The sequence below is a fragment of the Thalassospira profundimaris genome (assembly GCF_003326675.1).
GTDB classification, from domain to species: domain Bacteria; phylum Pseudomonadota; class Alphaproteobacteria; order Rhodospirillales; family Thalassospiraceae; genus Thalassospira; species Thalassospira aquimaris.
Genome location: NZ_JPWF01000017.1, coordinates 15,703 through 31,525, shown reverse-complemented (window position 1 = coordinate 31,525; position 15,823 = coordinate 15,703). Strand labels below are relative to the sequence as shown.

The window sequence follows — 15,823 nt, the reverse complement described above, 5'->3', positions numbered from 1 at the left end:
CCATCATGCGGGGAACCCGGATTTCTCGCATGCGGCAGGAAGCGGTTATGACAACAACGCGCGATTTGGAGAACCTGCTTCGTCAATCGGCCGAAGGCGACATGGATGCCTTCGAACGGCTTTATCATGCAACATCGGCGAAACTTTTTGGCATAGTCCTGCGTATCTTGAAAAACCGTGCGCAAAGCGAAGATGCCTTGCAGGATATTTATGTTCGGGTTTGGCAAAATGCCGGCGATTTTGAACCCGGCCGTTCATCGATTATTACCTGGATGGCAACGATTGCACGAAACCGGGCGATTGATATCGTGCGGCGGCGAAAGCCGGAAACGGATATGGATGATCGCGAAGTCGAAGCATTGGTCTCGTCGAATAACATTTTTGACGAGGTCGCGCTTGCCAGCGATATGCGTGCGCTTGATCATTGCATGGGTGGTCTCGAAGAAGATCGTCGGAAAATGATCAGGCTGGCCTATCTTGAAGGTTGGTCGCGTGCCGAGCTTGCAGACCTGTTTGCGCAACCGGTTGGAACGATAAAGACCTGGCTGCATCGCAGTCTGCGACAATTAAAGGAATGCCTTGGATCATGATGGATCGGGACGAAATGGACATGCTGGCGGCGGAATATGTGCTGGGGACACTTGACCCGGCACAACGTCAGTCCGTTGCTGCGCGTCGTCTTGCCGAACCTGATCTGGATGCGCTGATTGCAGATTGGGAAAAGCGGCTGTCGCCATTGAATTCGGAATATGTGGCGGTGCCGCCATCGCCAAACCTGTTTGCCCATATTCGCCGCAAGATCGAAGAAACCGGCAAACGCGCAGGGGATGGGATCGACAATATTGTTCAGATTACCATGCTAAAGCGCAAGCTTGCCATGTGGCGGGCAGCGGCAATCGGGGCCGGGGCAATCGCCGCAAGCCTTGTGATTACGGTATTTGCATCCAACAGCGTGTATCCCCCGCAACAGGACCGTCAGTTTGTCGCAGTGTTTCACCGCGATGATACCCAACCGGCTTTTGTGATGAGCGTCGATATGGATAGCCAGGAGGTCACCATTCGACCGATTGATGCGTCTACCCCTGTTGGCAAAACCTATCAGCTTTGGATTGTGACCGACCAAACCGGACCGCAGCCAAAGTCGCTTGGTCTTTTGGAAAACATCGCAAGCCCTACCGTCAAGCAGCTTGGGCAGTTTGATCCGGCCATGCTGCGCAATGCGACATTTGGCATCAGTCTGGAACCCGAAGGCGGATCGCCCACCGGTCTCCCAACCGGCCCGGCAATTCATGGTCGACTGATTTCCATCGAACACTAAATAAAAAAATCACCTTTGCTGAAACCCGATCCGATTGGCTGCGTAGCTTCTGTGTGTGCAATCAGACGCACGATACGAGCGAACCGCAGAAAGCGCGTTCCAGATCATAAGCAAAGGAGACTTCACATGACGTTCAAAGCCAAGGCTACTGCAAAGGCAACCGGTGTAATGACGGCCATGATGCTGAGCGCGGGCTTCGTGTTTGGCGTATCGGCAACCGCCCACGCAATGGGTCCGATGGTCGAAGCCATGGATCAGGACATGTCGGGCGGTACGGTTACTGCGGCAAAGATTACGGCGGGTGAAAACGGCTGGCTGGTTGTTCATCGCACCGACAAGGATATGAAGCCGGGTCCGGTGGTTGGCTATGCTCCGATCAAAAAGGGCGAGAACATGGATGTTGCCGCGATCCTTCAGGAACCGGTCAAGTCGGGCGAGATGCTTATGCTGATGATCCATGCCGAAACCGGCGGCATGAAGACCGGCGTGTTTGAATATACGCTGGGTGCCAAGGAAGACGGCCCGATCAAGCCGGACGGCAAACTGGTCATGAAGGTCGTCAGCGCGAAATAGGCGGCCGGGCTCTAAAAAAAGGAGCCGGACCCGGAAATCAAACAGCCCGCAAGGCGATCTTGCGGGCTGTTTTCATGTATTCAAAGCCATCCGAGCTGGCGGGCCGATGCCAGCAAAAGCATCACACCAAATAGTGTAATAATCAAAGCTCCGGTAAAGCCGACTGTTTTGCGGATCATGCCTGACGTTCCCTCGGAAACGTTAAACAGGTGCTGGGTGCCGGTTCGAATGCCAATGGCGGCAAGGCCGATCAGGCTGATGGTCAGGGCAACACCAAGCGCCATCGCAAAAGCCGCCCCGACCCCGATCAGAAACATCCCGTTTGCCATGGTGAATAGCAAAACAAGGATCGAGCCGGTACAGGGGCGCAGGCCAACCACGATACCGCTTGCAATCATCTGCCATCCGGTTTGACGGGCAGGGGTCGTGTCGTGGTTATGTCCGTGATCTGCGTGATGGTCATGGTCATGATTACAGTGACTGTGATCATCATGGTTGTGATCGTGGCTATGGCCATGATCGTGATAATGATGGTGATGACCGCCATGATCACAGCAATCATCGCGGCCCTGAAGGATACGCAAACACATCAAGCCGCCAAGACCGGCAATCAGGGCATATGAAATGGCTTCAAGAACAAGGCCGTTTTGGGTGATCGCCGCCGGTCCAAGATTAAGGATAATCGTCATCCCGCCAACAAGCACGATGGCCGTTACGGCCTGAACCGCGGCAATCAGGCTGCCCATCGCCACACCCTGTTTCCATCCGGCATCGCGTGACAGGAAATAGGTGGTCGTGACCATCTTGCCATGTCCGGGCCCCGCTGCATGAAACACGCCATAGGCAAAGGACAGCGCAATTATCATCAGGCCCGGCCAAAAGCTGTTGCTTGATTTGGCTTCGCGCAGCGTTCCGGTGATTTCACGGTTAAGTTTGGTCTGAATGATAATTGTCTGACCAATGATATCCGACAACCAGTCGGGCAGGGTGATCAGACTATTCTCGGAGCCCGCAGGCTCCTGATTTTGCGGGATGTTAGCGCTATCATGGCTATTGCCGCTGCCTCGGCCCAGAAGATTGGACGACTGGGCAAAAGCCGAATTACTCGACCCGAACGAAATCACCAGGAGCAAGGCCGCCAGAATTGCCGCCATCTGCCACTTTGCCCGCGCAAACAAGGTCGGCACGGATCGGTGCGACAAGATCAAAATAGATGCGGTTCTTTTCATCTTCGCTCATTTCGAAATGGCAGGACAGGTTCTTGGTGCCGGAAAACAGAACGGGGTCGACCTGGGTAAAGGCGACATCAATGTAGTATTCTGCGTCATAGACAGACAGGCTGATTGTGTCCTTTTTCGGATCGAGCGGTGTGGCCAGCATCAGCTTGAAGTCATAGCTTACCCGCCGGTCATCGGTAACATCGGCCTTGAAGTCCGAGGTGCCGGCAAAGGTCTGTAATTCTTCGTTGCGTCGCAGATGGGTCAACCAGGAAACCTCGGCCAAAGCCGCAAACGCATTGTCACGAAGGTTGGTGTTTTCATCGCCAAAGAACCGCGTGTCGTGGTTTTCGTCGAATTCGTCCATCAGCGTCATGCTGAACAGATCATCAAACACCCAATGGACATGAATGCCGGTGATCTGGTCATTTTCAAATAGAAATTCGGCACTGGCATCAATCCAGACATGAGGATGCGCAAGTGCCGTCGTGCTGGTTGCCAGCACAGAAGTGCCAGCAACCAGAAGGGTCAGACAGGATTTACGAACCTTTGCCGAGGCATTCGACAAGGGCAGCAACATTCTGTTCAAGGATTTTTTGATAGGCATCCGGGCCAGCGTCAATTTCCGCGCCAAGCGGGTCAAGGGTCCCTGCGCGAATGCCGGTATCGGAAACAACGGCCTCGACAATTGCCGGGCGGAATTGCGGTTCGGCAAAGATGCAGACGGCACCTGTATCACGAATTTTGTCTTCGATTTCATGAAGGCGCTTGGCTCCGGGCTTCTGATCAGGCGACACCGTGATCGAACCGACTGCGGTCAGGCCAAACCCGGTTTCCAGATACTGATAGGCATCATGGAACACGACATAGGGTTTACCCTGAATCGGGGCGATCTCTTGGCGAAGAAGATTACCAAGTGCGGTCAGGCTGGCAAGTAGCGTTTTCAGATTTGCCCGATAGTCATCGGCATGTTCCGGATCGATCTCGGCCAGTTCTTCGGCAATCGCCGTTGCGATGCTTGCGCCATTGGCCGGATCCATCCAGATGTGGGGATCGACACCACCATGTTCGTGATGGTGATCTTCTTCACCGTGGGCGTCATGTTCGTCGTGATGGTCGTCATGATCATCATGATGGTCTTCATGGGCGTGTTCGGTGTGATCGTGTGCATCGTGGTCATGATCATCGTGATCGTCATGGCCTTCATGATCTCCGTGATCCTCGTGGTCCCCGTGATCATGGGCTTCCCATGTTCCGCCTTCACGCATATCGCGAAGGGCAAGTCCTGCGACCTCGATCAGTTCAAGCTGATGGCTTTTGGCAGACAGTGTTTGCAGGGGCTTTTTCAAAAAGCCTTCAAGACGGTGCGATACATAAACAACAAGATCGGCATCCCGCAATGCGCGGGCCTCGCTTGGACGCAATGAATAGGCATGCGGTGATGATGCACCATCAACCAGCAGAACCGGTTCGCCGATATCCTTCATGATTGCACTGGCAAGGCTGTGGATCGGTTTGATCGAAACGACAACTTTTGGGGCGTCATCACCATGTGCCTGTGCGGCGTTGGTGAAGCTCATTGCCATGGGCACAGCGGCAAGCAGCGGGGCAGCCAGGACAAGACGGCGAAATGCAGTGGGAAGCGAGGACATGCGATCAATCCGGTTCGTGTAGGGAAAGGTTGGGTGCGTATTGTTATGTTATATCGTAACATTTGGTCAAGGGAAAACTCGGGCTACAATAATCCAGGCCAAGGTCGTGCCCCGTTAGTTGATCCAATTAGGAATAATTAACTGATCGAAATAGATGAGTTCCGCATCTGAAATGAAAAATCAACATGTGTAGTTGGTGTGGGTCGTGCTGTGGAAATCAAAGAGCCGCCCATCGGGCGGCTCTTTTTCGTTGGGGTGTTGGTGGCTTATTTCGAGACATTCTTGAAGTCAAAGAAGAAGCCTGACGGATGAATGTGATAGTTTTTAAGCTTGCTGGTGGACGCGACAACAAACACCTTGTGGACCAGCGGAATGATCGGTGCATCATCATACAGGATGTTCATGGCCTTGGTATAGGTTGCTGCCTGTTCATCGCCAAGGTCAAGGGTGCGGCCCTTGTCGACAGCGGCATCAAAGTCGGCATTTTCCCAGAATTGGTAATTCAGGCCCGCCTTGGAATGGAACTGCGATTTCAGATGCAGATCCGGATGGCCGATCATTTCCGGGGTCCAGAATACGACGGAGACGTCATATTCACCCTGTTTGACCAGATCAAGCATTCCGCCCCAGGTATACATACCGATCTCGGTGGCGATGCCCTGTTCATTCAAAAGGGCGGCCATGGCCTCGGTGATCATCGGCATTTCGGTACGCGATGAATAGCTGAGGATACGCAGTGTCAGTTGCTGGCCATCCTTCATCCATTTGCCATCGGTCTTTTCGTAACCGGCATCGGTCAGAAGCGATGCAGCAAGTTCCGGATCAAGTTTGTATTTGGCATCGGCCTGCGGGGCCCAGTCAAAGCCAGGCGCAAAGAAATCCCATGCCGGGTTGCCAACACCGTCAAGGGCACCATCGACAATCAGATTGCGATCCACCAGTGCATTGACGGCCTGACGAATGCGGACATCGGAAAGGACACTTTTTTCACCGGCATTGAACGCGCCGTAATAAAGGCCCGAAGTCGGTTCGGCATAGACCTTGAAATCATCGTCTTTGGACAGGCGTTTGACATCGGATGGCAAAAGGTTGGTGACGAAATCAATTTCGCCTGCCTCAAGGGCGAGGGTGCGTGAATTGTGATCGGGGATAAAGCGATATTCGATCTTCTCAAGCGCGGGCTTTTCACCCCAATATCCGTCAAAGCGCGATACGATGGTGCGGTCCTGTTTGCGGTATTCTTCGAATTTCCAGGGGCCGGTGCCGACCGGTTTGACGAATTCGCCCGCATCATCAAAGGATGACTTGGCATAGACAACCGTGATGGCGTCTGAAAGCTGGTTGGGCAGGGCGGCATAGGGTTCGGTGTTTTCGATCTCAAGCACCAGCGGCGAAACGGCCTTGATCGATTTCACGTTCAAAAGATCGGCGGCATAAGGCAGCAGCGCAATCACCCGTTCGAGCGAGAATTTAACCGCCTCGGCATCAAGTTTGGTGCCGTCATGGAAAACAACATTCTCGCGCAGTTTGAACTGCCAGACGGTCGGGGATACGCGATTCCATGCGGTGGCAAGACCGGGGACCGGTTTCAGGTCGTAGTCAAGCTTGACCAGTGTATCGAGGATTTCACTTTCATTGAAGAAACGCGACCGGCGCGGCTTCATCGAAAGCGGCAGGGATTCCCACATGGTGCCGATCACAAGGGTCTTGTCATCGGATGCATGGGCGTCGTGCGGTGCAAGGGCAAAGCTGCCCAGTGCCAGAGCTGCAAAGGCAGCCCCGAGAAGTGTCTTTTTGATCATCTTGCGGTCTCTGTCCATCTAGTGAAGGTAGTTGATCTGACGAAGTCGGAAACGGTCCCCAAGCAAGTCTCCGAGAAGGTTCACCGCGACAACAAAGGCCGCGATGGTCAGGCCCGGTGCCAGCACCAGGCGCGGGTAATCGCGCAGGTAATTGCGTGATTCAGCAATCATCAGGCCCCATTCCGGTGTGCCCGGTTCCACGCCCAGCCCAAGGAAACTCAGACCGGCAAAGGCAAGGATTGCCCATGACATGGAATAGGCCGCCAAGGTCAAAAGCGGGCCGATGATATTCGGGAAAATATGACGATGTGCGATGCGGTGGCGGCGTGCGCCAAGGGCCTCGGCCGCCATGACATAGGGTTTGGTGCGTTCGACAATCACAGCATTGCGCACCACACGCGCATAATCGGTCCAGTGGACGGTGATCAGGGCAATGATCACGGCCTGTAATCCAAGGCCAAGGGTTCCGGCAATGATCATGCAAATAGCAAGGGCGGGGAAAACCGACATGCCTTCGCAAAAGCGCATCAATGCACGGTCCAGAATGCCGCCCACCATCCCGGCAAGTGCACCGATCAAGCTGCCGATGACAGATGCGGATAACACAACAACAAGGGCGGATGCGGTGGTCAAACGGGCGCCATACATCAGACGGGACAAAACACACCGGCCAAGCGCGTCGGTGCCAAGCGGATAATCCCAGCTTGGCGGTTTCAGGCGAAACAGGAATTGTGCCTTGTACGGATCATTGGGCGCAAAAAACGGCAGGATCAAAACCGCCAGAATGATCAGGACCATGACCAGCGCATAGCCGCGCAGATATTTGCGTCCCGCCTGAACCAGTGTGCCATTGGTAATGGAAAACATGGGTGCTGCCATCAGATGATCTCCCGGGTGCGGGGATCATAAAGGGCGATACAGATATCCACGGTCAGATTAACCAGAATGTAGGATGCCGCGATTAACAGGAAACAGGCCTGAATTGCCGGGTAATCCCGGTTCAAAAGGGATTCGACCAGAAATCGCCCGATGCCCGGCCAGGCAAACAGGGTTTCAACAATGATCATGCCATCAAAAATGCGCGCGAACTGCATGCCCGAGAATGTCAGTACACCGGGTGCAATATTGGGCAGCGCATGGCGCAGAACAGTACGAATGCGGCTTAACCCCTTGGCCTTGGCGGTGCGAATATAGGGTTTGGAAAGTTCTTCAAGCAGGCTGCCGCGAACATAGCGTGACAAAACGCCCGCCACCGATGTGGCGATCACAAGGGTCGGCAAAACTGCATGGGCCCATGTCCCGTGCCCGCCGGTCGGAAGCCAGCCAAGAACAAGCGAAAACAACAGGGCAAGTAAAAGCGAATACCAGAAATTCGGGATCGACATACCGATCACGCTGATCATCCCGGCAATACGATCAATCCGGCTGCCGGGGTAACGGGCACACAAAATACCCAGCGGAACCGCAATCAAAAGGGCGGTGATCAGCGACAAAACCGCGAGTAAAAGCGACTGTCCAAGGCGCAGGGTAATGTCGTTGATGATCGGTTCATTGCTGACAAATGACTTGCCAAGGTCGCCTTGCGACAGGGCAAGCAACCAGCGCAGATATTGTTCGGGCAATGGATCATTCAGACCGTTCTGATCGGCATAAAGCGCAACCTGATCGGCATTTGGCAATGTGCCATCCATCTGGGCCATCAGAAGGATTTCGGCAAAGTCGCCCGGCATCAAACGCAAAAGCGCAAACCCGATCACCGAAACGATGAACAGCAAGATCAAGGCATGGGTCATGCGTGCGAGCAAGCGCGAAGCCATAAACTGGTCTTTCTGTTTGGTGTCATTAAGGGGTATGCCAGCGGGCGGCTATCAGTAACGAGACTAATAATCATTCTTAAATAATTATCGCAACTGATTTTCGTTATTAAATTAAATAATTCGAATTTTTCAATTCAAAATACAATCATAGGATGTTGTGTGCGATCTCATATCTTGTATTGATGGTCCGAGCCGCAGACGGAAGGTCGGAAATATTAGCTAGTACATTGTGTTCAGGGCTTTAATTTCGCCGATTCCAATCCAATCTAGCTTAAGGACGGGCGACATCGCCGGGCTTAAAGAGGAGGGATAGGGTTTTGGGTATTCGCGGTTTATTCTATCGGTTCGCGATTGGTTTTTTGATTCTTGTTATTTCTGCTTTGAATCCGGTTGGGGCAGAAACTTTCCGTGTGGCGTTGTTTGGTGATGCGAATGAAGGGCCATTTTCCTACCAGTATGATGTTCTTCGTTTGGCCGTCGAACATGCGGAAGGCGATCATCAACTGATCTTTGAAGATTTCGGTGATGCTTCGGTGTCGCGCATTCTGGATTTAATGGAACGCGGTAATATCGACGTGATGTTCGCAGGTTACACCCGCGAAAGAGAACAGCGCTTTGCGCAGATATATGTACCCCTGACACGGGGCATTTTGGGGTATCGGGTGTTTGTTGCCCGTCCAGAAACGGCAGAGGTTCTTGAGAGCATCAACACTATCGAAGAACTCAAGAAGCATTGCATCGGATCTGGGGTTGACTGGCTTGACAGTGACATTCTGGAACGCAACGGATTTTGTGTCGAGAAATCAAGCTATGAAAACCTGTGGCGGATGTTGTCACACGGGCGGTTTGACCTGTTAAATCGCGGACTGCATGAAGTGCATGGAGAACGTGATCTTGTGAAAAGTGCCGGACTTGTGATTGATCAAAGTGTGGTTCTGGCCTATCCGATGGATTTCTTTTTCTATGTTCGAGCAGATGACCGAAACCGCCAGAATATCCTTACCAACGGATTGTTGAATGCCTATGACACTGGTGCTTTCATGCGGAATTTCTATTCAAACATAGGCATTGCCAGATCGTTGAGGGCGATTAAGGACCCGAACCGCAAAGTCTTCTTTGTCGACAACCCGTTTCTGTCGGGCCGGGTGAAAGGAATCCCTGACCAATACTGGGAAAAGGAAAACCCGGGCGATTTATCCGGTTCGTGTGCAGGATGCCCTTTGGATGCATTGATCGACTAAATATCACAAAAAATAAAGCGACCCGGAAAGGTCGTTTCCGGGTCGCTTTGCCTTGGTGGTGGCGGTCGGGGTTTGATGGGGCTACTTGTCAGACGCGTGGGCGCGTTGCTGTTTCTGGCGCTTTGCCCGGGCGCGCATGATCGGTGGCAGGGCGACGGCACTGATCATCAGGATGGCAAGGCCGATGGCAATCGGGCGTTCTACAAGATAGGACAGCGGATTGCCGCCCGAAATTTGCAGGGTGCGGACGATCTCGCCTTCGGTCATGCGTCCCAGCAACAGGCCGATAACGGTGGCAGCGACGGGGTAGTTGTGGTGACGCATCAACCAGCCAATACCGGCAAAGGCCATGACAGTGACTGGTCCGGCAATCGTGCCGGTGATGCCAAATCCGCCCCATGCGCAAAGCGCCAGAACAGATGGCACCAGATAGCTCAGCGGGACACGGACAATCATGCCAAGCACGCGCAAGGACAGAAGGCCGATAATCGCCAGAAGAAGCACCTGGCCCATATTGCCAACAATGATCGAATAGACGATATCGCGCTGATCACGGATAAAGGCCGGGCCACCGACAAGGTTGTGGAATGAAAACGCAGCCAGCAACACCGCCGTTGCAGCACCACCGGGGATGCCCAGTGCCAGCAGGGCCGTCATCGAGCCGCCCTCGGAGCTTGAATTGGCGGATTCTGCGGCAACAAGTCCGTCTGGTTCACCCTTGCCAAAACGTTCCGGATGTTTGGAACTGCGTCGGACTTCGCTATAGGCCACCAGATTGGCAACCGATGACCCGACACCGGGAACTGCACCGATCAGCGCACCGATGATACTGCCACGGATCAGGGCACCGGGACGCTTGAAGGCCATGACAAAGCCGGTGATCAGTTTGCGGAACGAAATATGCCGGTTCTCGCTTGATTCAACGAGGTAATCACTGCCGCGCAGGCGCAGCAGTTCGGAAGCGGCAAAAATACCGATCATCGCCGGGACAACCGAAATCCCGTCAATCAGATACGGATTGCCAATTGTCGTGCGCATGGTGCCTGTGGTCGACATGCCGATCTGGCTGAGGATCAGGCCGAAAAGACCGGCGATCAGGCCATTGGCAACCGCACCGCCATGAAGGGTCGCGATCAGGGTCAAACCCCAGATCACCACCATCACCATTTCAAGCGGACCAAGTTTCAACACGACAAAGGCAAGCGGCTGGATCAGCAGCAGCAAAAGGGTATAGCCAAAAAAGGCGCCAAAAACAGATGCGCCAAGACCAATGCCAAGTGCTTCGTTATGTTTGCCCTGATGGGCCATGGGGTGCCCGTCAAAGGCGGTCGCCACGGATGACGAGGATCCGGGAATGTTCATGAGGATGGCAGTAACGCCACCGCCATAGGCCCCGCCGGTAAAGATCGACGTAAGGAAGAGCATCGCCTGAAGGAAATCCATCGACCATGTAACCGGCAGGAACACCGCCATGGCCATGGAAATCTGCAAGCCGGGTACAGCGCCGAAAACCAGACCGATGATCAGGCCAGGAATGACATAAAGCCAGGGGCCAAAATCGCTGAAAAGCAGCGAAAAGGCCTGCGAGAATGCAAAACTGTCGATCATGTTACAAAACCAGTAGCGGCATGGGGAACGGGAACAGCGATCCGAAGCCTTCGACAAGGAAAAGCGTGAACAGGGCAGCGTAAAGAGGCGGCAGCCACCAGCGGCGTTCACCGCCAATCACAATGCCGATCCAGACAAACAGGAATGTCGCGATGTCAAAGCCGACGGTGGTCAGGCCAAAACAAAGCGCTGCAAAAAGGCCGAGCAGCAAAAGGTCAACAAGGGTGGTGTGCAGTTTGGCACGTTGTTCGGCCGGGTCTTGTTGCAGCACTTCGGTATCGGCGCGCAGGGCTTTGATGATGACCCCGGCGATAAGGGCAATCAGGGTGATGCCGACTGGAACAACGACAATAAGGTTATAAAGTTTTGTCGAAGCGGAAATGGCACTCCAGTTCAGATACACCGCAGTAACGGCGACCATGAACAGGAATGCCAAATGAGACAGGGACAGGTTTGACAGGCGACCGGGCATGTCGGGGCTCCTGGGCAGGCGGGAGAGGGGAGTGCGCAGGATGCTGCGCACTCCGGGGCGTGATTACTTCGAGATGTCCTTGAAACGTTCCAGGACTTCAAAGTTCGACTTGATGATCTCGGTGGTTTCTTCCGGACCAAGCCATTCTGCGCCGATGCCCTGTTTTTCAAGGTCTGCAACAAATGCCGGATCTTTCAGAACCGCTTCATAGGCGTTCGTGAAGCGTTCAAAACGTTCCGGGTATTTTTCCTTGAAGGTGGCGTGGGCGGCGATGCCGCGCATTGAGCCGACCAGCGGGGCAACTTCCTTGCCGTGTTTGGCAAGAATTTCGTTCAGGGTCGGTGCATCCCAGCTGGCAACGCGCTTGTTGGCGGCAATCGCAAGCGGGCGAATATATTCGGCAATGGAAACACTGCCATCGGCACCCAGAACGGTCATGTCAACCTGACCGCCGGCGGCTGCGGTGCGGGCCGCACTGCCTGATTCGTAGGTGACAATATTCACGTCATCAGCGCTAAGGTCATATGCTTCGAGAAGCTGAAGGGTGTTGATATAGCCCGTAGAGCCCGGAACGACAGAAATGCGCATTTTGCCCGGGTTTTCTTTGATCGCAGCCATGAATTCATCAAGCGATGTATAGGGCAGCTCGGCATTCAGTGCGAACAGGTCAACGTCGGTCCACTGGCCGTTGACGAAGGCAAAGTTATCCAGGCTGTAATCCGCATCAGCTTGCAGGATGGCGTTGCTGATATAGGGGTGGATTGAGGTCGCCAGGAAGAAGGTGCCGTCATCAGGCATGTTTAGGAAATAGGTGTGACCAACATGGCCGCCGCCGCCTTTCTGGTTGATGACGCGGATCGGAACATCAAGTTCTTCCTGAAGGTGCTGGGCAACGGCGCGCGCTGTGCGGTCAGCCGAACCGCCCGGTCCGAGTGCAACAACAAAAGTGATTTGCTGATCTGGCCATTCGGCCTGTGCCGGGGTGGCAGTGGTCGCAAGCGCACCAACGGCAAACAGCGCAGCTGAAGCCATTGTCAAAATCTTGTGGCGCATTTCTTCCTCCTTGTTTGGGGATGGAATGCGTTCGTTGCGCATTCCTTGTTGTTAACAATATTTAAAATCGGGTCCAATTGGCACAATTCCGGTGTGATAAGTCAAGATAAAAAAAATCTATATGATCTGCCGATTTTTGAGTATAAGAAGCGCCAGAAAGCGCAAGTCGCTTGTGTTCTGCAAATTTGAAAACGGAAAGTATTGTTAACAATGTCGTCGATTGAGCATGGTTCAGCCTGGTCCGCGCTTGAGGCGGAGCTTCGCGAGGATATCCTGACGGGGCGAATCCGCCCGGGCGAGAGACTGGGCGAAGTTGCCCTTGCAGAACGCTTTGCCGTCAGTCGCGGGCCGGTACGTGACGCGCTTCGCAAACTTGCAGCGGCGGGGTTGGTTTCCTTCCTGCCCAATATCGGGGCGCGGGTTCGGGTGTTTTCGCGTGAAGATGCCCGTGCACTTTACGAATTGCGTGCGGCACTGGAATCCGATGCGGCCCGGTGGGCCGCACGTCGGGCAGGGCAGGAACGGGCAAGTAGCCTTGTGCAATTGCTTGGTCAGCATGCCGAAAGCATCGCGGCACATCCGGCCGGGGCCTATTTACAGAACGGCAAGGATGCAGATTTCCACATTGTGATTGCCGAAATGGCGCAGAACCCGCTGTTGCGCAATTTGCTGGCCGACGAGCTTTATCCGCAACTTGCGCTGCTGCGTCGTCAGCACCGCAACGTTGATGGTCGCGGGCGGGTGGCATTGCGCGAACATGAAAACATCGCCGATGCGATCATCAACGGGGATGACGAGCTTGCCGCACTTCTGATGCGTCGACATATCGAAGCCAGCTGGAACGCCCTAAGTGGTCAGCTCGAAGCCGGGGATACAGAGAAATGAAACAAATCCGAATTCCTGCCGTCTTCATGCGCGGTGGTACTTCCCGTGCCCTGATGCTTAAAATCGATGATCTTCCCAAGGATCAGGCAAAATGGCCGGCGCTTTTCCGTGCAATGCTGGGTAGTCCTGATCCCAACGGGCGACAGCTTGACGGTATGGGCGGCGGCATTTCGTCGCTGAGCAAGATTTGTATCATCGGGCCGTCTGATCGTGATGACGCCGATATCGATTACACTTTTGCCCAGGTGTCTGTAACCGGCGAAACTGTCGATTTCAGCGGTAATTGCGGCAATATGAGTTCGGCCGTCGGGCCGTTTGCCATTGATTCCGGTGTGATCGCGATGCCCGATGACGGGGAATGCACGGTCCGGATTTTCAATACCAATACCAGCAAGATCATCCACAGCACCTTTATGGTCGAAGACGGCGAAGCCGCGGTCAGCGGCGATATGTCGATCCCCGGCGTTGCCGGTGGTGGTGCGCCGGTACGGCTTGATTTCTTCCGGCCCGCAGGGACGCAGGGACGGGGCCTTCTGCCATCAGGCGAAGCGCAAACAAAACTTGAACTTTCTGACGGCAGTGTTGTGTCGGCATCACTGATCGATGCAGGTGTGCCCGCAGTTTTTGTTCTGCCCGACGCCCTCGGAATTGGGGCCGCGATCATGGATCATGATCTTGAAAGCGATCCCGAAACCATGGCGCGTCTTGAAGAAATCCGCTGTGCCGGATCTGTGGCGATGGGGATTGCGTCCGGTCGTGAACAGGCTGGTGAAATCATTGCGATTCCCAAGGTGGCGATTGTTGCCCCGGCCCAGAATTATCGCGACCTGTCAAAGCAGCCTGTTGAGTCGGGGCGCCATGCCCTGACCATTCGCATGATTTCGGCCGGGCAACCGCACAAGGCTGTGCCAATTACCGGGGCGCTGGCAGTGGCCTGCGGTGCGGCTGTTCCGGGCAGTATCATTGCCGATCTGATCGCTGCAAGTGATTGCGATGTCGCGCGTTTGCCAATCGGAACGCCGAGCGGTGTGGTGACTGTTGGCACGGCACTTGATGCGCAATCCGATGCATCAAGTGCAGTTCCCGAAGTTGAACGCGCCTTTCTTTACCGCACACAGCGCCGACTGATGGAAGGCGTTGTCTGTGTTCCCTCAGCTATTGAAGTTTGAAAAAGAATTTATTGAAGACGGAGTTATCATGACACGAGAAGAAAATAGCAGCGCAAGCGTCTGGCTCGAACAGCCTTTGCCGACGGGACTTGGTGCGGAAATGGCAAAATACTGGGAAACCAACCAGTTCTTGTCGATTGCAGGTGCGCATGACCCGATGGCCGGGCTTCTGGCCCGCAAAGCAGGGTTCAATGCCCTGTATCTTTCCGGGGCGGCTTTGACGGCATCAATGGGCTTGCCTGATCTTGGTCTTGTGACCATGGAAGAACTTGTAACCCGTGCGCAGGCGATTGTTCGTGTTACCCGTTTGCCGTTGCTGGTTGACGGTGATACCGGCTTTGGCGAGGCGCTTAATACCATGCGTCTGGTACGCCAGCTTGAAGATGTCGGTGTTGCCGCTGTTCAGCTTGAAGATCAGGTTCTACCGAAAAAATGCGGTCACCTGAATGGCAAGCAGCTGGTGACACCCGATCACATGGCCGAAAAAATCGCCGCCGCATCGCGCGCGCGCCGTGATTTGCGCATCGTTGCCCGTACCGATGCCGCCGCAAGCGAGGGTATTGATGCGGCAATCGCCCGCGCCAAGCTTTATGTCGAAGCCGGTGCAGACGCGATCTTCCCCGAGGCCCTGCATGACGAAGAACAGTTCCGCGCGTTTTCCGCGGCAATCGACGTGCCGTTATTGGCCAATATGACCGAGTTTGGCCGTACCAAGCAGACCTCGGCGGCGGAATTTGATGCCATGGGATATGCAATGGCAATCTGGCCGGTTTCGGGACTTCGTATCGCAGCACGTGCCATGGAAAAATTCTATGACGAGTTGGCAGCAACCGGCACCGCCGAGGGCACCATTGATCAGATGCAGACCCGCGCAGAGCTTTATGACGTGATCAACTATTTCGGCTATGAATCGCTTGATAGCAAAATCCAGCGGACTGTCCTGCCATAGGCCGATTTCGTGCTGAGCTAACAGAGATTAAAAACAAACAGCCCCCGTTGAAGTCAGCGGGGGCTGT

General features: G+C 54.3%; 16 protein-coding genes. 7 read left to right on the top strand and 9 right to left on the bottom strand.

Annotated features, from left to right (window positions below; translation table 11 throughout):
• Positions 1 to 47: 47 nt before the first annotated feature.
• The 3 genes from TH19_RS19260 to TH19_RS19250 all read left to right on the top strand — a co-directional run bounded on the left by TH19_RS19260 (position 48) and on the right by TH19_RS19250 (position 1,891).
• On the top strand, positions 48 to 590 hold the full coding sequence (locus TH19_RS19260) for a sigma-70 family RNA polymerase sigma factor (RefSeq protein WP_114104035.1): 543 nt from the start codon (positions 48 to 50) through the stop codon (positions 588 to 590).
• Complete coding sequence (locus tag TH19_RS19255; protein WP_114103979.1) at positions 587 to 1,318, top strand: anti-sigma factor; 732 nt, start codon at positions 587 to 589, stop codon at positions 1,316 to 1,318. The genes TH19_RS19260 and TH19_RS19255 overlap by 4 nt, the downstream gene beginning before the upstream one ends.
• A gap of 126 nt (positions 1,319 to 1,444) precedes the next feature.
• Positions 1,445 to 1,891 (top strand): DUF7282 domain-containing protein, encoded by a 447-nt coding sequence (locus tag TH19_RS19250; protein WP_220151776.1) that lies wholly within the window; start codon positions 1,445 to 1,447, stop codon positions 1,889 to 1,891.
• Between the two features lie 80 nt (positions 1,892 to 1,971).
• On the opposite strand, the gene TH19_RS19245 is transcribed toward TH19_RS19250, so the two are convergent.
• The 6 genes from TH19_RS19245 to TH19_RS19220 form a co-directional block, all read right to left on the bottom strand.
• Positions 1,972 to 3,045, bottom strand: coding sequence for a nickel/cobalt transporter (locus TH19_RS19245; protein WP_258548048.1), 1,074 nt, complete (start codon positions 3,043 to 3,045; stop codon positions 1,972 to 1,974).
• On the bottom strand, positions 2,993 to 3,676 hold the full coding sequence (locus TH19_RS19240) for a DUF1007 family protein (protein ID WP_258548047.1): 684 nt from the start codon (positions 3,674 to 3,676) through the stop codon (positions 2,993 to 2,995). The genes TH19_RS19245 and TH19_RS19240 overlap by 53 nt, the downstream gene beginning before the upstream one ends.
• Positions 3,648 to 4,760 (bottom strand): zinc ABC transporter substrate-binding protein, encoded by a 1,113-nt coding sequence (locus TH19_RS19235; RefSeq protein WP_114103977.1) that lies wholly within the window; start codon positions 4,758 to 4,760, stop codon positions 3,648 to 3,650. The genes TH19_RS19240 and TH19_RS19235 overlap by 29 nt, the downstream gene beginning before the upstream one ends.
• Positions 4,761 to 5,026: 266 nt before the next feature.
• Positions 5,027 to 6,562: an ABC transporter substrate-binding protein gene (locus TH19_RS19230; RefSeq protein ID WP_114104032.1), complete on the bottom strand. Its 1,536-nt coding sequence runs from the start codon at positions 6,560 to 6,562 to the stop codon at positions 5,027 to 5,029.
• 18 nt (positions 6,563 to 6,580) lie between these two features.
• Entirely contained in the window at positions 6,581 to 7,441 is an 861-nt protein-coding gene (locus TH19_RS19225; protein WP_220151775.1) for an ABC transporter permease, read from the bottom strand.
• The gene (locus TH19_RS19220; protein ID WP_114103976.1) at positions 7,441 to 8,379 is read right to left on the bottom strand and encodes an ABC transporter permease; all 939 of its coding nucleotides are present in this window, start codon (positions 8,377 to 8,379) and stop codon (positions 7,441 to 7,443) included. Before TH19_RS19220 ends, TH19_RS19225 begins: the two co-directional genes overlap by 1 nt.
• A 410-nt stretch (positions 8,380 to 8,789) precedes the next feature.
• Here TH19_RS19220 and TH19_RS19215 point away from each other — a divergent pair, with 410 nt between their 5' ends.
• Complete coding sequence (locus tag TH19_RS19215) at positions 8,790 to 9,620, top strand: hypothetical protein (protein ID WP_147250796.1); 831 nt, start codon at positions 8,790 to 8,792, stop codon at positions 9,618 to 9,620.
• Positions 9,621 to 9,701: 81 nt separating this feature from the next.
• Here the strand turns inward: TH19_RS19215 and TH19_RS19210 are convergent, their stop codons facing one another.
• From TH19_RS19210 to TH19_RS19200, 3 genes are all read right to left on the bottom strand, one after another.
• A complete protein-coding gene (locus TH19_RS19210; RefSeq protein WP_114103974.1) occupies positions 9,702 to 11,228 on the bottom strand; it encodes a tripartite tricarboxylate transporter permease in 1,527 nt (508 codons plus the stop codon).
• Between the two features lies 1 nt (position 11,229).
• The gene (locus TH19_RS19205; protein ID WP_114103973.1) at positions 11,230 to 11,700 is read right to left on the bottom strand and encodes a tripartite tricarboxylate transporter TctB family protein; all 471 of its coding nucleotides are present in this window, start codon (positions 11,698 to 11,700) and stop codon (positions 11,230 to 11,232) included.
• A gap of 63 nt (positions 11,701 to 11,763) precedes the next feature.
• On the bottom strand, positions 11,764 to 12,753 hold the full coding sequence (locus TH19_RS19200; RefSeq protein ID WP_114104030.1) for a Bug family tripartite tricarboxylate transporter substrate binding protein: 990 nt from the start codon (positions 12,751 to 12,753) through the stop codon (positions 11,764 to 11,766).
• Between the two features lie 210 nt (positions 12,754 to 12,963).
• On the opposite strand from TH19_RS19200, the gene TH19_RS19195 reads away from it, so the two are divergent.
• Genes TH19_RS19195 through prpB form a run of 3 tightly spaced genes read left to right on the top strand, consistent with a single transcriptional unit; the run spans position 12,964 to position 15,756 of the window.
• Complete coding sequence (locus tag TH19_RS19195; protein WP_114103972.1) at positions 12,964 to 13,638, top strand: GntR family transcriptional regulator; 675 nt, start codon at positions 12,964 to 12,966, stop codon at positions 13,636 to 13,638.
• On the top strand, positions 13,635 to 14,807 hold the full coding sequence (locus TH19_RS19190; RefSeq protein WP_114103971.1) for a PrpF domain-containing protein: 1,173 nt from the start codon (positions 13,635 to 13,637) through the stop codon (positions 14,805 to 14,807). The genes TH19_RS19195 and TH19_RS19190 overlap by 4 nt, the downstream gene beginning before the upstream one ends.
• A gap of 28 nt (positions 14,808 to 14,835) precedes the next feature.
• On the top strand, positions 14,836 to 15,756 hold the full coding sequence (prpB, locus tag TH19_RS19185; RefSeq protein WP_071240542.1) for a methylisocitrate lyase: 921 nt from the start codon (positions 14,836 to 14,838) through the stop codon (positions 15,754 to 15,756).
• Positions 15,757 to 15,823: the final 67 nt, after the last annotated feature.